We start from the raw sequence: 17,923 nt of genomic DNA on the forward strand, positions 1-17,923 counted from the left end.
ATGACAGGACGATGGACAGGATGGCAATGATGGAGCCGGCCGATACCGTGGCCCGCGCGTTTTTGAGCGTGGAGCGGTCGGCGACAGAGCAACGCTGGGTTTCGCGGCTGGATCAGGCCGCACAGAACCGTGCGCTGGCCATGTCCCAGATCCACGCCATTCCCGAACTGATTGCACGGGTGCTGGCCGGGAGAGGGGTGGGCGTGGATGAGGCTCTGGCCTTCCTCGATCCGACCATCCGCTCGCTGATGCCCGATCCGCACATGCTGACCGATTGCGAGAAGGCGGCCGAAAGGCTGGTCCGCGCCATCGAGACGGGAGAGAAGGTCGCGATCTTCGGCGACTACGATGTCGACGGCGCAGCCTCTTCCGCGCTGATGTATCGTTTTCTCGCGCATTTCGGGCTGACGCCGGAAATCTATATTCCCGACCGGATTTTCGAGGGCTATGGGCCGAACCCGGCGGCGATGCAGCAGCTTGCCGCCAATGGCGCGACCCTGATCGTGACCGTCGATTGCGGCTCGACCAGCCATGAATCGCTGCATGCCGCCAGGGATGCGGGAACCGATGTGGTGGTGATCGATCACCATCAGGTCGGTTCGGAACTGCCGCCGGCGGTGGCGCTGGTCAATCCCAACCGGGAAGACGATCTTTCGGGGCAGGGGCATCTCTGCGCCGCTGGTGTGGTGTTTCTGGTGCTGGTTGCGACGTTGCGGCTGTTGAAGGACAGGCGCAACAGGCAGGCCTTCACGCTCGATCTGCTGGCGCTTCTCGATATCGTTGCCCTTGCCACTGTTTGCGACGTGGTGCCGCTGAAGGGGCTGAACCGCGCCTATGTGGTGAAGGGGCTGATTGCCGCGCGCCACATGAACAATGCGGGGCTTGCCGCGCTGTTCAAGAAGGCGGGGCTGGGTGGGCCGGTGACGCCTTATCATTTCGGTTTCCTGATCGGGCCGCGCATCAATGCCGGCGGACGTATCGGCGATGCGGCACTCGGCAGCCGCCTGCTCACCATTGACGATTCTTCACAGGCGGACGTGATTGCCGAAAAGCTGGATGAGCTGAACCGCGAGCGCCAGGCGATGGAAGCCGCGATGCTGGCGGAAGCCGAAGCCGAGGCGCTTTACGAATATGGTGACGGATCTGGCGCCGGCGTCATCGTCACCGCCCGGGAAAACTGGCATCCGGGTATCGTCGGTCTTCTCGCCTCACGGCTTAAGGATCGTTTCCGTCGCCCGGCCTTCGCGATTGCCTTCGATCCCTCCGGCAAGGGCACCGGCTCCGGCCGGTCCATCAACGGTTTCGATATGGGCCGGATGGTGCGCGCTGCCGTGGATGCGGGATTGCTGGTCAAGGGCGGCGGTCACGCCATGGCCGCCGGCCTGACGGTGGAACGCGCCAATCTCGGCAAACTCCGGACCTTCTTCGAGGAGGCCGCCGTAAAGACGGTGAGCGAGCTGGTGGAAAGCAGCGTGCTGAAGATCGACGGCGCGATCGGCGCGTCCGGTGCAACCTTGCAGCTTGTCGACCAGCTGGAACAGGCCGGTCCCTACGGATCGGGCCATTCGCAGCCGATCTTCGCCGTGCCTGCCCACCGGCTGCGTGATGTGCGTCTCGTCGGCACGGCCCACGTCAAGATCACGCTGGAGGCCATGGATGGCTCACGGCTGGACGGCATCGCATTCCGCGCCGCAGAGGCGCCTCTGGGGCAGATGCTGCTGAATGCGCGTGGGAGGTCCATCCACGTCGCAGGCACCGTGGGCGCCGATCTATGGCAGGGCCAGAGGCGTGTGCAGCTGCGCGTTCTGGACGCGGCTTTCGCACCCTGACGGGGCTGCGGATCAAACTTGTATTTTACGGGAAAAGCTTACGGACGGTCGGAAACGGCATGCGTCTTCATTCTCACGCATCGCGTGAAGATTTTAATGCAGAGTACTGATTTTCAAGGAGAAGCAAGTGGCACGCCCTAGGGGAGTCGAACCCCTCTTTTCAGAATGAAAATCTGACGTCCTAACCGATAGACGAAGGGCGCGTGCGCTTGTGGTGTGGCGCCCTTATAGTCAGGCTCCCCGTGGTCCGCAAGCGGAAAAATCGATTTTTCTTGCTTCCCGGCGAGTTTTTTTAAGCAAGGCCTGAGGGCTGTGGAAAACCGTGATGGAAGCGCCAAGACTTTGAAATAACGCCCCTATCGTCTACCGAAAAAGCGGGGCTTTTACCGTGCCGAACGGATGTCAGCGGTTTGCGAAGCCTTAGCCGGCGTCAGCAAGCCACGGAGCTGATGGTTCGGGATGCGACAGGGAAATTGGTTTCGGGCAATCCATCGCCGTAACGGCAAGAGCTGTGACCCAAACGGAAAACGATGAGTGCTTTTCAAGCAGTATGGGCAGTTTGGGGAAGAGTACACGAAAGCAAGTGGCACGCCCTAGGGGAGTCGAACCCCTCTTTTCAGAATGAAAATCTGACGTCCTAACCGATAGACGAAGGGCGCGTGCGCTTGTGGTGTGGCGCCCTTATAGTCAGGCTCCCCGTGGTCCGCAAGCGGAAAAATGCATGATTTGACAAAAAAATGACATAGGCCGCTAGAAGCCCTGCAAAACAAGGATTCTTGTTTCGTAACAGATGGTTAATCGGTTGGAGTAGTGCTGTTTTTCTTAAGCAATATGGCTCGGCATCAATTGCTTTGCGAAACGTGTGGTTTCTCTTTGATGTCGGCCAGCGAAAATCAAGTCAGGTATTTTCCATAAATCAAAAGACCCATGAGTATCACTATGATTGCATTGATCGCGTATGCGATCCACCGCACAAAAATTGATTTCGAGGGACTGCTGGATATCATGCCGCTTAATACGTCTCCTAGAAATACAAGCAAACCATCCATTTCATAATATATCCAAGGCCGCGATCAAATCGTCGCTACAAATATATCGACATAGCCAATTATAATTTCAAGTATTGTTGCTTGGATCGGAACAAAAAATAAAGATAACCCGGCTTCATTTGCGGTCTTCCGTTTAGTCTCCTAAAAGAAACGGGACCGTGAGGTCCCGTTTTTGAGTTCGCAAGTTGAAAAACGCTCGTTCCAGACGTTTGTTAAATGATCAATGCAGAATCTGGCTGAGGAACAGTCTGGTGCGTTCGTGCTGCGGGTTGTCGAAGAACTCGGCAGGCGAGTTCTGTTCGACGATCTGGCCCTGGTCCATGAAGATGACGCGGTTGGCGACCTGGCGGGCGAAACCCATTTCGTGGGTTACGCACAGCATCGTCATGCCGTCTTCGGCAAGGCTGACCATGGTGTCCAGCACTTCCTTGACCATTTCCGGGTCGAGCGCCGAGGTCGGCTCATCGAACAGCATGATCTTTGGCTTCATGCACAGCGAGCGGGCAATCGCCACACGCTGCTGCTGGCCGCCGGAAAGCTGGCCGGGGTACTTGTGCGCCTGCTCGGGGATCTTGACGCGCTTCAGATAGTGCATCGCCACTTCTTCGGCTTCCTTCTTGGGCATCTTGCGAACCCAGATCGGTGCCAGCGTGCAGTTCTCGAGGATCGTCAGATGCGGGAAGAGGTTGAAGTGCTGGAACACCATCCCGACTTCACGACGCACCTCGTCGATCTTTTTCAGGTCGTTGGTAAGCTCGATGCCATCGACGTTGATCAGCCCGGACTGATGTTCTTCCAGCCGGTTTATACAGCGGATCATGGTCGATTTGCCCGACCCCGAAGGGCCGGCAATGACGATGCGCTCGCCTTTCATCACTTTCAGGTTGATGTCGCGCAGGACGTGGAAGTCACCATACCACTTGTTCATGCCGACGAGTTCGATCGCCACGTCCGTTGTCGAAACGGCCAGTTTTTTTGTTTGGGTTTCTGCCATTTTGAGCGTCCCTTATCGTTTATGCCCGGTGTCGAGGTGCCGTTCCATGAACAGCGAATAACGCGACATGCCGAAGCAGAATATCCAGAATATGAACCCGGCGAAAATATAGCCCGTCATCGCGGTGACGGGTGTCGCCCAGTTCGCATCCGATTGGTTGAGTGTGACAATACCGAGCAGGTCGAACATGCCGATGATCGAGACCAGCGACGTGTCCTTGAAAAGCCCGATGAAGGTGTTGACGATGCCCGGAATGACGAGCTTCAGCGCCTGCGGCAATACGATCAGTCGGGTTTTTTGCCAATAGTTCAGGCCGAGCGAATCCGCCCCTTCATATTGACCTTTCGGGATGGCCTGCAGGCCGCCACGGATCACCTCTGCCATATAGGCCGAGGAGAAGAGCGACACGCCGACCAGAGCGCGCAGGAACTTGTCGAAGGTCCATCCATCAGGAAGGAACAGCGGTAGCATGATGCTGGCGAAGAACAGCACGGTGATCAGGGGAATGCCTCTGATAACTTCGATGAAAAGCACGCACAGCATTTTGATGACAGGCAGGTTCGACCGCCGGCCGAGTGCCAGAAGAATGCCGAAGGGCAGGGATACTGCTATTCCGAAGAACGACAGGATCAGGGTGACCATCAGGCCGCCCCAGAGCTGCGTTTCCACCACCGGCAAGCCGAAGACGCCGCCGATGAGAAGGAAAAACGCGATGACCGGCAGGACGATGAAAAGCGCCAGCGTGTTGATCCGCTTGAATGGCGCTTTCGGGATGAGCATCGGTATCAACAGGATGGTGAACATCACCATCACGAGGATAGGCCGCCAGCGCTCGTCGATGGGGTAACGGCCAAACATGATCTGGCCGAATTTCGCCGAGACGAAGGCCCAGCAGGCCCCCGACTGGCCATCGGGAAGCGCGCCGCCCTGGGAGGCGGTCAGGCAGGCGATGCGATCCGTGCCGGTCCATGCCGCGTCTACGAACAGCCATTTGAAGATTGGCGGCAGAAGATAGGCGAGGAACGCGATGGCAAGAACCGTAAGGACGGTGTCCTTCGGCGTGGCGAAAAGTTTGGTGCGCAGCCAATGGCCGATGCCAACCGCGCTTGAAGGCGCGGGTTTGGCTTCTTCAATGGTGTGGCGCACGAAAGCGTGATTGCTTGTTGTCATCTGTTATCTCTCCACCAGGGCCATTTTCGCGTTCAACCAGTTCATGACCAAGGCCGTGAGAATGGACAGCGAGAGATAGAGAACGAGCCAGATAGCGACAACTTCGACCGCCTGACCCGTCTGGTTCAGGATCGTGCCGCCGACGGAGACGATGTCGGCGAAACCGACAGCGACCGCAAGCGAGGAATTCTTGGTCAGGTTGAGATACTGGCTTGTCAGCGGCGGGATAATGATGCGCATCGCCTGCGGAACGACGATGAGACGTGTCGTCGTGCTGGCGCGAAGACCCAACGCCTCCGCTGCCTCGGTCTGTCCCTTCGCCACGGCCTTGATGCCGCCGCGAACGATCTCGGCGATGAAGGAGGCGGTGTAGAAGGAAAGCGCCAGAAACAGCGACATGAATTCAGGTGCAACGACCGCGCCGCCCGCAAGGTTGAACCGTCCGGCAATCGGGTAATCGAAGGTCAGCGGCGAGCCAAGCGCGAGAAATGTCGCGGCGGGAAGGCCGATGAGGAGAAGTGTGGCCGTGATCCCGGTGCGGAACTGCTGGCCGGTTTTCTCCTGCCTGGCCTTTGCCCAGCGGTAAATGAAGAAGCTGATGACGGCGGCGACCAGAAAGGCGAGCGGTATCAGCCACGTACCGTCTCCCCAAAGCGGCTTGGGAAAGAAGAAACCGCGATTGTTGAGGTAACTTCCGAGCGGAAGCACCAGTGAATCGCGTGCCTGCGGCAGAACCGAGATGACGCCCTTGTACCAGAAGAAGATGACGAGCAGGGGCGGGATGTTGCGGAAGATTTCCACGTAGGCCTGCGCCAGCTTGGAGATCAGCCAGTTGTTGGACAGCCGGGCGATACCGACGATGAAACCGATGATCGAGGCGGCGATGATGCCGAAAAATGCGACCTGGATCGTGTTGAGAATACCAACGAGCAATGCCCGGCCATAGGTCGCGTCGCTGGTATAAGCGATCAGCGACTGGCCGATATCGAAACCGGCTCTTCCGTTGAGGAAGCCGAAGCCGGACGAAATGTTTGACCGTTGAAGATTGGTGATCGTATTCGTCACTATGACCCAGACGAAGGCGGCCAGGATGACGACTGTCAGAACCTGATAGAAAATTCCGCGTATACGTGGATCGTTGATAAATGACGACGCGCTTTGCGCGCGCGATCGTTGCGAACTGACCGCGTTGCCTGCCATAGGCACCTTTCCCTTTTATATGCTCTTTGCGAGCTTATTGTATAATTTCAAGTGGAGGCCGGGCATTGCCCAGCCTCCCTTCAGTCTTTAGCCAACGATGGGGCCGATCAACGAACCGGCGGTGCGTATTGCAGGCCGCCCTTGGTCCACAGCGCGTTCTGGCCACGCTCGATCTTCAGCGGCGAGCCGGCGCCAACGTTACGGTCGAAGACTTCGCCGTAGTTGCCGACCTTCTTGACGATGTTGTAGGCCCAGTCGTTCGTTACGCCGAGATCGGTACCGATCTTGGTGCCTTCTTCAGTGCCGAGCAGACGCTTGATATCGGGGTTGGCGCTGTTCTTCTGCTCGTCGACGTTCTTGGAGGTGATGCCCAGTTCTTCGGCATTGACCATCGCGTAGTGAACCCAGCTGACGATGTCGAACCACTGGTCGTCGCCCTGGCGAACGGCCGGTCCAAGCGGCTCCTTGGAGATGACTTCAGGCAGAACGACGTTGTCGTCCGGGTTCTTCAGCTTGAGACGGATGGCGTAAAGACCGGACTGGTCGGTGGTGTAAACGTCGCAACGACCGGAGTCATATGCAGACGTCGCGTCGGATTCCTTTTCGAAAACGACCGGGTTGTACTGCAGATTGTTGGTCTTGAAATAGTCGGCAAGATTGAGCTCGGTGGTCGTGCCGGTCTGAACGCAGACGGCGGCGCCGGAAAGCTCGAGAGCGGACTTCACGTTGAGGCCCTTCTTGGCGATGAAACCCTGGCCGTCATAGTAGTTGACGGTGCGGAAGTTGAAGCCGAGCGAGGTGTCGCGGCTGATCGTCCAGGTGGTGTTACGGGTCAGAACGTCGACCTCGCCAGACTGGAGCGCCGGAAAACGGTCCTTGCTCGAAAGAGCGACGAATTTAGCCTTGGTAGGATCGCCGAAAACCGCAGTGGCAATACCACGGCAATAGTCCACGTCGATGCCGGACCATTCGCCCTTGTCATCGGGATTGGAAAATCCCGGAATGCCGGCGCTCACACCGCAGGTGACGAAACCTTTCGACTTCACGTCCTGAAGCGTCGCAGCCGAAGCGACCGAGGCTCCTCCCAAAACTGCTGCGCCGATAACGGCCGACAGAATTGCCTTTTTCATTTTTCCCAACCTTTGTTTGTTATCGTCAATCGGAAGAGGACCGGCATATTGTTTTTGCCCCAGCTCCCCCCTTCAGCAAGATCTTTTCGATCCGCTTTTTCTATCACAATCGTAATTGGCAGCGGGGTCAAGACGTGCTGGCAATAATTGTGCCTATAAAACGGAATTTTCCAATTTTTGGTCGGGAAGTGTGCAAAGGGTGAAAATATAAGCATATTTTTGCGAAAAATTGCACTTGCACGATTTTTGTATACTTCTTGTATGCTGTTACGAAGTGGATCAATTGCTGGTTTGGCGGATGGTTCTCGGGACTTGACCTTGCCTTCGGCTCTCCGCATTGTCGCTCGCGTCAATATCCCTTCGAAAGCTGATCTGAAATGACCAAGACAAATGACCTGCTTTCCGCCGCAGGTGTGAATACGCGCCTGACCCATGGCGGCAACGATCCCGCGGACTGTTTCGGTTTCGTCAATCCCCCGATCGTGCGCGGCTCCACCGTGCTTTTCCCCGACGCCGAGACGCTTTCGACCGAAAATCAGAAATACACCTACGGCACCCACGGCACGCCGACGACCGATGCGCTGTGCAATCTCGTCAACGAGCTGGAAGGGTCCGCCGGAACGATCCTCGTGCCGTCGGGTCTTGCGGCGATCACCGTGCCGTTTCTGGCCTATCTTGGTGCAGGCGATCACGCGCTGATCGTCGATTCGGTCTATTTTCCGACGCGCCGCTTCTGCAATACGATGCTAAAGAAGCTCGGTGTGGAGGTGGAGTATTATGATCCTGCGATCGGCGCCGGCATAGAGGCTCTCATCCGGCCGAATACGAGGCTCGTGCATCTGGAAGCACCGGGTTCCAACACGTTCGAGATTCAGGATGTCCGGCTGATCACCGAAATCGCCCACAGGCACGGTTGCGTGGTGACGATGGACAATACCTGGGCGACGCCGCTTTATTTCAAGCCGCTCGATTTCGGCGTCGACGTCTCCATTCACGCCGCGACCAAATACCCCTCCGGGCATTCCGATGTGCTGATGGGGTTCGTCTCGGCCAATGAAAAGCACTGGAAGGCGCTTTATCAGGCCAACACCAATCTCGGCATCTGCGTGACGCCGGATGATGCCTATCAGATCCTGCGCGGCATGCGCAGCATGGGAATCAGGCTGGCGCACCACCAGGAAAGCGCCCTCGATATCGCCACCTGGCTGGAAAGCCGCGACGATGTGGTGACTGTTCTGCATCCGGCCCTGCCGAGCTTTCCGACACACGATCTGTGGAAGCGCGATTTCAAGGGTGCAAGCGGCGTGTTTTCTTTCGTGCTGAAGGCGGAAGAAGGCAAATACAAAGAGACGGCGGCAGCTTTTCTGAATGCGCTGACCTTCTTCGGGCTCGGCTATTCCTGGGGCGGATACGAATCGCTTGCCGTGTCGGTATCGCTTGTCGACAGGACCATCGCCAAGGGCCCGTCGGAGGGACCGGTGATCCGCCTGCAGGTCGGGCTTGAAGATATCGCCGACCTCAAGAAGGATCTTGAGGCCGGATTTGCCGCCGCGGCTGAGATTTAACCTCAGCCCTTGGCGCGGTAGCCGTAAAGCCAGTCGAAGTCTTTCAGGAAGGCTTCCGTCGGACGCGTCGAAAAGACGAAGTTCCGGGCGAGACGGGCAGGGCCTGTGGCATGATAAGCGAAACGATTGAGAGAGGCCCGCTTGCGGGCCTTTTCTATGCGCGGAAGGCGCAGGGCCTCGAAGGCGGCAAGGGCTTGCGGCGCGGGCAAGGATGTGCCGGCCAGCTTGCCTGCCAGTTCGAATGCGTCCTCGATGGCCATGGCCGCTCCCTGTGCGGCAAAGGGCATCATCGCATGGGCGGCGTCGCCGATCAGCACCGTATCGCGGCCATTGTGCCAGCGTCCGGGACCGGCCTGATAAAGCGGCCAGAAGGTCGGATTTTCCGAGGATGCCAGCAGCCGGACGATATCCGGGCTCCAGCCACGAAACTGTTCCAACAGCATGGCCTTCTGCTGACCGCTCGATTCGGCTCGCCATGTTGCACCGGGATCGGCGCCAAGCGCGATGGCGACGATGTTGAAGCCGCCGACTTCCTTCAGCGGATAAGCGACGATATGGCCGCCCGAACCGAGATAGGCCGTGACTGCGCTTTTGTTGATGGCTGAAGGCACATCTTTTGCGGCAACGGTGAAGCGCCAGGCGACATTACCGGAGAAAGTGGCGACGGGAGCGGAGGGGACGGCAAAACGGGCGACCGACCAGACACCATCAGCACCGACGATCAGGTCATGATCGCGGAACGTGGTAGCGGCAATAATATCCGCTGTGGCGTTTTCGATGCGTTTGCCGAGATGCAGGCGGCAGAGCGGATTGCGCGTCACCGCATCGAGAAGCGCGCTTTGCAGTGTCGAGCGGTGAAGAACGCCATAGGGTGCGCCCCAGCGTGCGCGTGCCGCAGCGCCCACGGGTAGGGACAACAGCGTGGCAAGCGATTTTCCGTCGGCGAGATCAACGCTGACCGGCTCGGTCCAGCGTGCCTCGATCTCGGGCAGCACGCCGAGTTCGGCGAGGATGCGGGCGGCATTCGGCGACACCTGCAGGCCCGCACCGACTTCTGCCAGTTCGCCGGCCTGTTCGATGATGTCGCAGCCGACGCCGTGCCGGGCAAAAGAGAGGGCAGCGGTGAGACCGGCGATGCCGGCACCGACAATGGCTACGGATTTGATGGGCATGGTGCGCCCCGATCAGGATAGATGGAAGGTCAGGCGGCCTTCACATGGAAGACGCAGCCCGGAGGATTGGTCTGCTCGGCCTTCAGCGACGGATTGTAGCGGAACAGGGTGGAGCAGTAGGAACAGACCTTCTCGTTGTCGTCGCCCATGTCGATGAAGATGTGGGGATGATCGAAAGGCACCGAAGCACCGGTGCACATGAATTCCTTGACGCCGATCTCGATTACGCTGTGTCCGCCATCGTTCTGGAAGTGGGGAATGGAATGCCCGGCCATGCTTGTCTCCAAATGCAATATCGTGGTTAAGCCGCAGATCGTCATCGAGCATGGGCTCATTGCTGCGGATATGTAGCCTCAAACGCATTGCATCTCCATAAAAATCGTCAGGAAAACATGTTCAAAATTGCGATTTCCTGCCATATGGTCCGGCAAAAAGGATGTCCTTGATGAATCTCAACACGCCGCAATTTTCCGATTTTTCCCATGACGGCCTTCGCCTTGCCTATTTTGACGAGGGCGATCCCGCGGGTGATCCGGTGCTGTTGATTCATGGCTTTGCCTCCAGCGCCAACGTCAACTGGGTGCATCCCGGCTGGCTGAAAACGCTGGGTGATGCGGGTTACCGGGTGATCGCCATCGACAATCGCGGCCATGGCGCAAGTGACAAGCCGCATGATCCGGAAGCCTATTATCCGCCCGTCATGGCCGGTGATGCGGTGGCGCTGCTCAATCATCTCGGCATCGCGGAGGCCCATGTGATGGGTTATTCGATGGGTGCGCGCATTTCGGCCTTTCTGGCCATGGCCCATCCCGAGCGTGTCCGCTCGCTGGTGTTCGGCGGGCTCGGCATCGGCATGGTGGAAGGCGTGGGCGATTGGGATCCGATTGCCGAGGCGCTTCTGGCGCCCTCGCTCGATGTCGTCACCCATGAGCGCGGCCGTATGTTCCGCGCCTTTGCCGACCAGACGAAAAGCGACCGGCTGGCGCTTGCCGCCTGTATCGAGACCTCGCGGGTTCTCGTCACACGCGAACAGGCGGAAAAGATCGACGCGCCGACGCTGATTGCGGTCGGAACCAACGACGATATCGCCGGGTCCGGTGCGGAACTTGCGGCGATCATGCCGCATGCGCGGGCAATCGACATCCCCGGCCGCGACCATATGCTGGCCGTTGGCGACCGGGTGTTCAAGGCGGCGGTTCTGGAGTTTTACCACTCGCTTTGAGCGGGCGCGGCAAGAAACGGTTTTTCATGCTGCATGAAGAAAAACTGAAGCCTTGCCGCCTTTAAAGTCGTCATTCGAATCCCATTTCTTATGCACGTCTTTTTCTGTATAAAGAACGACCACTGCAAACGAGGAGACCATTCATGGTCGCACGTACCGAGGCCCGTCAGCCCGAACAGCTGGCGATCGTCGATCCGATCTGGGGCAGCCTGCTGCATGAGGCGCGAAGCGCCGTGGCGCAGGACCCGCTGCTTTCCGCTTTCCTTTATTCGACGATCCTCAATCACCGGTCTCTTGAAGAATGTGTGATCTATCGCATCTGCGAACTCCTCGATCATCCCGACATGCAGGCCGTTCTCCTGCGCCAGACCTTCCAGGACATGCTGGATGACTGGCCGGAATGGGGCAGCGTGCTGCGCGTCGATATTCAGGCCGTTTACGACCGTGATCCCGCCTGCACGCGCTTCATGGAGCCGCTCCTTTATTTCAAGGGGTTTCAGGCCATCCAGACCCATCGCCTTGCCCATTGGCTGCTGCAAAAGGGCCGCAGGGATCTGGCACTTTATCTGCAAAGCCGCTCGTCGAGCATTTTCCAGACGGATATCAATCCGGCAGCACGCATCGGCAAGGGCATCTTCCTTGACCATGCCACCGGGCTTGTGGTCGGCGAAACGGCGATTATCGGTGACAACGTCTCCATTCTGCATGGCGTCACCCTCGGCGGCACCGGCAAGGAGGGGGCAGACCGTCACCCGAAGATTGGCAACGGCGTGATGATCGGGGCAGGCGCGAAAATCCTCGGCAATATCGAGATCGGCACATGCTCGCGCATCGCCGCCGGTTCGGTGGTGCTGAAAGCGGTCCCGCCGAAGACCACCGTTGCCGGTGTGCCGGCGCGCGTGGTGGGAGAAGCAGGGTGTTCGGAACCCTCGCGTCTGATGGATCAGGTCATCGGAGCCGATATCTGACAGGTGGTGAATATTGCGCTCGTCCGTGTGGAAGACACGGATGATGCGCCGCTTTCACTTTACTTTGGCCTTTGTCCCATGCCAAAAGCGGCCCAACCCGAACCGCACAGGAGAATAGTGGTGAAAGCCGACGAAATCAAAAAACTCGACGCCTATTTCAAGCGCACCTTCAACGAGAAGATGATTGTCAAGGCGCGTCCGCGCAAAGACGATTCCGCCGAAGTGTATCTTGGCGAAGAGTTCCTCGGCGTTGTCTACATCGATGACGAGGACGGCGACCGCTCGTACAACTTCTCCATGGCGATCCTCGACGTCGACCTGTGATCGTCACCATCAGGTGACGACTGAGTTTTTAGAATTAATAATCGCCCGCGATGGTTCACGTCGCGGGCGATTTGTTTTTTCGGTTGGTGACCCGCATCATCAGACGGTTCTGCGGCCGTAACGTCACTTTCATGAGCGGCTCTGCAAGTGTTGCAGATCTGTTTTCGAGGTGAACGTTCTGTAGCAGCACCGTAAGGATAGCGACGGCTTCCATCATCGCGAATGCATTGCCGATGCAGACGCGCGGACCTGCGCCGAAAGGCATATAGGCGTAACGATGGCGCGCCTTGGTTTTTTCCGGATCGAAACGTGAAGGGTCGAAGCGTTCCGGTTCGTCCCATAGTGCCGTGTGCCGGTGGACTGCATAGATCGGTACATAAAGAACTGTTCCAGCCGGAATATCATGGTCGCCGAGTTTGAAGTCCTGCAATGCCGTGCGGGTGACGACCGGGGCAGGCGGGTAAAGCCGCATCGCCTCGGAAAACACCTGTCTGGTATAGGTCAGCTGGGCGATGTGCTCTGCCGCGACGGGCTTCCCACCGGTGATGGTCCCAATTTCCTCGATGACCTTGCTTTCCACATCGCTGTTTTGCGATAGCAGGTGGAATGTCCACGCAAGACCGAGCGCGGTCGTTTCGTGACCGGCGGTGATGAAGGTGAGCAGATTGTCGATGATTTCCTTATCGCTCATCATGCGCCCGGTCTCCGGGTCCTTCGCCTCAAGCAGCATGGAAACCAGATCGTTCCTGTCGACGGGGTTTTGTCGCCGGCCCGCGATCACTGTCGACAGGCTGGAGCGCAGATAATCGACAGCGGCGCGGGACTTGCGCCGGCCGGGATGGGGAAGCCACTCCGGTGCTCCCAGCATGGCGAGTGCGAAGGTCCAGCCGGTCGGTTTCAGATAGTCGGTAATGCTTTGCTCGACGTGTCCGATATCGATCCCGTTGCCGCCGGACATCATGGTTTCGACAATGATGTCGAAGGTGGTCCGCATCATTTCATGGCCGATATCGATGTCGCCGGAAGGTGACGAGCGCCAGCGCAACTCCGTTCGCTGCGCCGCCTCGACCATGAGGGGTAACAATTCCAGCAGTTTCTCGTGCCGGAAGGCGGCGGCAACGGATTGTCGTTGCCATTTCCAGTGATCGCCGTCGGCGGTCAGAAGACCTTGCCCGAGTGCGGGGCCGAGCGCCCGGCGCACGTCCTCGCCCTTGCCAAGCAGATGGGCGTTCTTGACCAGAGCCTCGTGGATAAGCACGGGATCGGCAAGATGTACCCGCATCCCGCCGCCCAGACGGAGAAAGACCGCCGGTTCGCTGAAAATCGCCGGTGGCAATGCCTTAAGCGGATTGCGGATGAGCGAGAGGGCGAGACGCGCCGTGCCAAATCTGGAGACGGATACCGCGCCGGACGTATCCGGGGGCGGCGTGCGAAGGTCGGTGCCGGACATATGCAGGTCCTTATATTCGCGTTGAACAGTCAAACTTCTCTGTTAAGGTGTGTACCTTATTTTAATCATTTAAGGTGCATGCCTTAGGTTTCAATAGTGGGGCGAGGATCAATGAAGAAAAGTGAAACCGGGCGGCCTTCTCCCACACGGCAAAGAATTCTCAACGCTGCTCTCGAACTGTTTAACGAGCGAGGGCCTGATCATGTGACGACGGCCGAGATCGCAAGAGTGGTGAATATCAATGAAGGTAATCTCTATTACCATTTTCGCACCAAAGAGGCGCTGGTGCTGGCTCTGTTTGCCCTGTTTGAGGCCGATGCGCTGGCGGTTGTCGCCAGGATCGACGAAGAGGACGAAGGTGCCGCGTCGACATATGCCGGCTTCCTGCGGTTCTGGTTTTCGCTGGTGTGGAACTACCGCTTCCTGTTCCGCGATCTTGTCGGTCTTGTTTCCTCCGCCCCGGCGCTGGTGGAGCCGGTGCGCAACATAAGTGCGGCCATGCGCCTTGCCGTCGCCGAAATCGTCAGCCGGATGGAGAAGGCGGGGCTTGCAGAGATTCCAGAAAGCGAGCGGGCGGCGCTTCTTACAAATCTATGGATCGTCTCGACCTATTGGGCGGCTTACCTCAACCTGCAGGAAGGCGTTACTGAGTTCGGGCCGCAGCAACTGGACTGGGGGCTTCGGCAGGTATCCAGCCTGTTCCGGCCCTACCTCTCATCGCTGGCTATCTCCGAGCTGGAGACGATGCCTGTGGTCGACCCATGATTTTCACCTGGTGGTGACAGTGCGAATGCAGGCAAAAAACACCCGCGACAAATGTTGTCGCGGGTGTTTCCAATAGTGTGGGTCTTGAACCGCCGTTATCAGGCCGACTTCAGCAGATCGCCATGCGGATCGAGGACGAACTTGGTTGCAGCACCCTGATCGAAGCTCTCATATCCCTGCACGGCATCATCGAGTGCGATGATCTTGGCGTTGACGATGTCGGCAATGGGCAGGCGGTCATGCAGGATCGCCTGCATGAGCTGACGGTTGTACTTCAGCACTGGCGTCTGGCCGGTATGGAAGGACTGGGCCTTTGCCCAGCCGAGGCCGAAGCGTAGCGACAGGCTGCCCTGCTTTGCCGCGGCATCGACCGCGCCGGGGTCTTCGGTGACGTAAAGGCCCGGAATGCCGATAGAGCCGGCAGCGCGGGTGATTTCCATCATCTGGTTGAGAACGATGGCAGGCTGTTCGCCGCCCGCATGGCCGCGTGCTTCGAAACCCACAGCGTCGATGGCGCTGTCCACCTCGTTGGTGCCGACGACCTCGGCAATCATGTCGCCCAGACGGTCGCCCTTGGAAAGATCGACGGGCTCGAAGCCGACTTTGGCGGCGTGTGCAAGGCGATCCTTGTTGAAATCACCGACCATGACGACGGCAGCACCGAGAATACGGGCGGAGGCGGCAGCCGCGAGACCAACCGGGCCGGCGCCCGCAACATAGACCGTGGAGCCGACGCCGACGCCTGCCTTGACCGCACCGTGGAAGCCGGTCGGCAGGATGTCGGAGAGCATGGTGAGGTCGCGGATCTTGGACATTGCGCGATCGCGGTCGGGGAATTTCAGAAGGTTGAAGTCGGCATAGGGGATGGTGACGTATCTGGCCTGTCCGCCGATCCAGCCGCCCATATCGACATAACCGTAAGCGCCGCCGGCACGCGCGGGGTTCACCGTCAGGCAGACGCCGGTATCCTGCGACTTGCAGCAGCGGCAGCGACCACAGGCAACGTTGAACGGCACCGACACGATATCGCCGATTTCAAGCATCTCGACGTCGACGCCTTTTTCGATGACTTCGCCGGTGATTTCATGACCGAGGACGAGGCCGGGCATCGCCGAGGTGCGGCCGCGCACCATATGCTGGTCGGAACCGCAGATATTCGTAGAAATAACCTTGAGAATGACACCATGCTCGATACGGCGGCCATCCGGCGCCTCCAGCTTCGGGTCGTCGATGTCGCGGACCTCGACCTGGCCGGGCCTCAGGTAAACGACGCCTCTGTTTTTGCTCATATCCATCTCCTCCTTGGGTTGAACACCAATGCCGGCCCGCTCCTCCGCGGACAGGGTGTCGTCAAAACTCATGCGCGAACCGGTATGCGGCTCGCGCGGAATCTCAATCGGCGAAGGGATGGAAAGAAGAGCAATCGGCGCGTTTGGACAAACGTCGCCTGTCTCTTGATCACCGCCCGCCGCAGATACCCGGCGTTACGCCGGATATGTGCAGCAAACCATTTGGCGGGCGATGTGGCGGTCGGGAATACGACAACGCCTATAGCCGCAACGACACCGGCTCTCGCCTGATGTCACGGTGGCGTTATCTGTCGATCGATTTTCTCAGGCGCCCGGCGGCATCCTGAATATATTGCCAGGCGACGCGGCCCGAGCGGCCACCGCGTGTGGTCGCCCATTCCAGCGCTTCGTGATGCAGGGTGTCGTGATCGAGGCCGAGATCGAAATGCGCCGCATAGCTGTCGATCATCGTCAGATAGTCTTCCTGGCCACATTTGTGGAAGCCGAGCCACAGGCCGAAGCGATCCGACAGCGAGACCTTTTCTTCCACCGCTTCCGAAGGATTGATGGCGGTCGATTGCTCGTTTTCCATCATGTGGCGGGGAAGAAGATGACGGCGGTTGGAGGTTGCGTAAAACAGCACATTGTCCGGCCGCCCCTCGATGCCGCCATCGAGCGCTGCCTTCAGCGACTTGTAGGCCGTGTCGTCGTGATCGAAGGAGAGGTCATCGCAGAAAACGATGACGCGCTCACCCGAGGCTTTCAATATATCGAGCAAAGCGGGCAGGGTGTGGATATCCTCGCGATGCACCTCGACCAGCTTCAGGGGAACACCGCTTGCGGCGCGCACATCTTCGTGAACGGCCTTTACCAGCGAGGATTTGCCCATGCCGCGTGCGCCCCAGAGGAGCACGTTGTTGGCGGGAAAACCATCGGCAAAACGCAGCGTGTTTTCGTGCAGGATGTCGCGCACATGATCGACGCCGCGAATGAGTTTCAGCGCGATACGGTTCGGGCGGGAAACCGGCTGCAAAAAGGAATTGACCGGCACCCAGACGAAGCAATCCGCTGCATTCCAGTCGTTTATGGCGGGTGCTGGGCCGGCGAGCCGTTCCACGGCAACGTTCAGTCTACGCAGTTCGGCAAGAAGCAGGGTGGCCGTCTCTTCTCGAATCATGGTGTTTCTTCCGCTTATCTGGTGTTCAAAACGATGTTTTCGGCCCGGCCTAGCATGGCGTTTCCAGCCCATAAAGGTTAAGAGGTCCGGAATCGGTACGGCGGGGGGCCTGCATCTGTTGCAATCCCGGCGTTCCCCACTATATTCCGGCGGCTTGAAAGCTGGGGCGGCATACGAGGTCGTGCTGTAATCGTTGAGGAGTTTTATATGTTCATTAGTCAAGCTTTTGCCCAGGACGCGACGGGCAGCGCATCGGCCTTCGGGTCCGGCCTTGAAATGCTTTTCCTGTTTGCGCCGCTTATGGTGGTCTGGTACTTTTTCCTTATCCGCCCGCAGCGCGCGCAGATGAAGAAGCGCCAGGAAACGCTGACCAATATTCGCCGTGGCGATCAGGTCGTTCTCGGCGGCGGCATCGTCGGCAAGGTGATCAAGGTCATCGATGACAACGAACTCGAAGTCGAAATCGCCGAAGGCGTGAAAATCCGTGCCGCTCGTGCATACATTGCCGAAGTGCGCGTGAAGGGCGAAGTGGTCAAGACGGAAGCCGCTTCCTGATCCTGCCGGATAACCGAACGCCCGCTTCCGAAGTTTGACGGGTTGCGCCAATCGCGCAACCCCA

Annotated in this window: 17 protein-coding genes and 2 tRNA genes; 7 read left to right on the plus strand and 12 right to left on the minus strand. The window is 58.6% G+C overall.

Annotated elements, in window-relative coordinates; translation table 11 throughout:
- Nucleotides 1-20: 20 nt before the first annotated feature.
- Nucleotides 21-1,829, plus strand: a complete 1,809-nt coding sequence (gene recJ / locus RBH10_RS14910; RefSeq protein ID WP_372339804.1) for a single-stranded-DNA-specific exonuclease RecJ — start codon at nucleotides 21-23, stop codon at nucleotides 1,827-1,829.
- Nucleotides 1,830-1,957: 128 nt separating this feature from the next.
- Here the strand turns inward: recJ and RBH10_RS14915 are convergent.
- From RBH10_RS14915 to RBH10_RS14945, 7 genes are all read right to left on the minus strand, one after another.
- Nucleotides 1,958-2,032, minus strand: a tRNA-Glu gene (locus tag RBH10_RS14915).
- Nucleotides 2,033-2,413: 381 nt separating this feature from the next.
- A tRNA-Glu gene (locus tag RBH10_RS14920) sits at nucleotides 2,414-2,488 on the minus strand.
- Nucleotides 2,489-3,098: 610 nt separating this feature from the next.
- Nucleotides 3,099-3,872 (minus strand): amino acid ABC transporter ATP-binding protein, encoded by a 774-nt coding sequence (locus RBH10_RS14925; protein WP_003502869.1) that lies wholly within the window; start codon nucleotides 3,870-3,872, stop codon nucleotides 3,099-3,101.
- A gap of 12 nt (nucleotides 3,873-3,884) precedes the next feature.
- Nucleotides 3,885-5,042, minus strand: coding sequence for an amino acid ABC transporter permease (locus RBH10_RS14930; RefSeq protein ID WP_281036684.1), 1,158 nt, complete (start codon nucleotides 5,040-5,042; stop codon nucleotides 3,885-3,887).
- 3 nt (nucleotides 5,043-5,045) lie between these two features.
- A complete protein-coding gene (locus tag RBH10_RS14935) occupies nucleotides 5,046-6,242 on the minus strand; it encodes an amino acid ABC transporter permease (protein ID WP_045016377.1) in 1,197 nt (398 codons plus the stop codon).
- Nucleotides 6,243-6,349: 107 nt separating this feature from the next.
- On the minus strand, nucleotides 6,350-7,372 hold the full coding sequence (locus tag RBH10_RS14940) for an amino acid ABC transporter substrate-binding protein (protein ID WP_045016375.1): 1,023 nt from the start codon (nucleotides 7,370-7,372) through the stop codon (nucleotides 6,350-6,352).
- Entirely contained in the window at nucleotides 7,369-7,710 is a 342-nt protein-coding gene (locus RBH10_RS14945; protein WP_139020801.1) for a hypothetical protein, read from the minus strand. Before RBH10_RS14945 ends, RBH10_RS14940 begins: the two co-directional genes overlap by 4 nt.
- A 39-nt stretch (nucleotides 7,711-7,749) precedes the next feature.
- Here RBH10_RS14945 and RBH10_RS14950 point away from each other — a divergent pair, with 39 nt between their 5' ends.
- Nucleotides 7,750-8,937 (plus strand): cystathionine beta-lyase, encoded by a 1,188-nt coding sequence (locus RBH10_RS14950; RefSeq protein WP_281036683.1) that lies wholly within the window; start codon nucleotides 7,750-7,752, stop codon nucleotides 8,935-8,937.
- Nucleotides 8,938-8,939: 2 nt separating this feature from the next.
- Here the strand turns inward: RBH10_RS14950 and RBH10_RS14955 are convergent, their stop codons facing one another.
- Both RBH10_RS14955 and RBH10_RS14960 read right to left on the minus strand, forming a co-directional pair.
- Nucleotides 8,940-10,109 carry an FAD-dependent monooxygenase gene (locus tag RBH10_RS14955; RefSeq protein WP_281036682.1) on the minus strand — a complete coding sequence of 390 codons (1,170 nt, stop codon included), beginning with the start codon at nucleotides 10,107-10,109 and terminating at the stop codon, nucleotides 8,940-8,942.
- A gap of 29 nt (nucleotides 10,110-10,138) precedes the next feature.
- The gene (locus RBH10_RS14960; protein ID WP_045016369.1) at nucleotides 10,139-10,384 is read right to left on the minus strand and encodes a zinc-finger domain-containing protein; all 246 of its coding nucleotides are present in this window, start codon (nucleotides 10,382-10,384) and stop codon (nucleotides 10,139-10,141) included.
- A gap of 170 nt (nucleotides 10,385-10,554) precedes the next feature.
- Between RBH10_RS14960 and RBH10_RS14965 the strand changes: the two genes are divergently transcribed.
- The 3 genes from RBH10_RS14965 to RBH10_RS14975 all read left to right on the plus strand — a co-directional run bounded on the left by RBH10_RS14965 (nucleotide 10,555) and on the right by RBH10_RS14975 (nucleotide 12,623).
- Nucleotides 10,555-11,331 (plus strand): alpha/beta fold hydrolase, encoded by a 777-nt coding sequence (locus RBH10_RS14965; RefSeq protein WP_281036681.1) that lies wholly within the window; start codon nucleotides 10,555-10,557, stop codon nucleotides 11,329-11,331.
- Nucleotides 11,332-11,474: 143 nt separating this feature from the next.
- Nucleotides 11,475-12,299, plus strand: a complete 825-nt coding sequence (cysE, locus tag RBH10_RS14970) for a serine O-acetyltransferase (protein ID WP_045016367.1) — start codon at nucleotides 11,475-11,477, stop codon at nucleotides 12,297-12,299.
- Between the two features lie 120 nt (nucleotides 12,300-12,419).
- Complete coding sequence (locus RBH10_RS14975; RefSeq protein WP_003502851.1) at nucleotides 12,420-12,623, plus strand: DUF3126 family protein; 204 nt, start codon at nucleotides 12,420-12,422, stop codon at nucleotides 12,621-12,623.
- 55 nt (nucleotides 12,624-12,678) lie between these two features.
- Here RBH10_RS14975 and RBH10_RS14980 read toward each other — a convergent pair whose 3' ends face one another.
- Nucleotides 12,679-14,073 carry a cytochrome P450 gene (locus RBH10_RS14980; RefSeq protein WP_281036680.1) on the minus strand — a complete coding sequence of 465 codons (1,395 nt, stop codon included), beginning with the start codon at nucleotides 14,071-14,073 and terminating at the stop codon, nucleotides 12,679-12,681.
- 111 nt (nucleotides 14,074-14,184) lie between these two features.
- On the opposite strand from RBH10_RS14980, the gene RBH10_RS14985 reads away from it, so the two are divergent.
- Nucleotides 14,185-14,838, plus strand: a complete 654-nt coding sequence (locus tag RBH10_RS14985; RefSeq protein ID WP_281036679.1) for a TetR/AcrR family transcriptional regulator — start codon at nucleotides 14,185-14,187, stop codon at nucleotides 14,836-14,838.
- A gap of 98 nt (nucleotides 14,839-14,936) precedes the next feature.
- On the opposite strand, the gene fdhA is transcribed toward RBH10_RS14985, so the two are convergent.
- Both fdhA and RBH10_RS14995 read right to left on the minus strand, forming a co-directional pair.
- The gene (gene fdhA / locus RBH10_RS14990) at nucleotides 14,937-16,127 is read right to left on the minus strand and encodes a formaldehyde dehydrogenase, glutathione-independent (protein WP_045016535.1); all 1,191 of its coding nucleotides are present in this window, start codon (nucleotides 16,125-16,127) and stop codon (nucleotides 14,937-14,939) included.
- A 304-nt stretch (nucleotides 16,128-16,431) separates the two neighbouring features.
- Nucleotides 16,432-17,304 carry an ATP-binding protein gene (locus RBH10_RS14995; RefSeq protein WP_281036678.1) on the minus strand — a complete coding sequence of 291 codons (873 nt, stop codon included), beginning with the start codon at nucleotides 17,302-17,304 and terminating at the stop codon, nucleotides 16,432-16,434.
- A gap of 207 nt (nucleotides 17,305-17,511) precedes the next feature.
- On the opposite strand from RBH10_RS14995, the gene yajC reads away from it, so the two are divergent.
- Nucleotides 17,512-17,859, plus strand: a complete 348-nt coding sequence (gene yajC / locus RBH10_RS15000; protein WP_045016359.1) for a preprotein translocase subunit YajC — start codon at nucleotides 17,512-17,514, stop codon at nucleotides 17,857-17,859.
- Nucleotides 17,860-17,923 lie beyond the last annotated feature (64 nt).

This window comes from Rhizobium sp. AN73 (assembly GCF_030757975.1).
Classification (GTDB): Bacteria; Pseudomonadota; Alphaproteobacteria; order Rhizobiales; family Rhizobiaceae; genus Agrobacterium; species Agrobacterium arsenijevicii.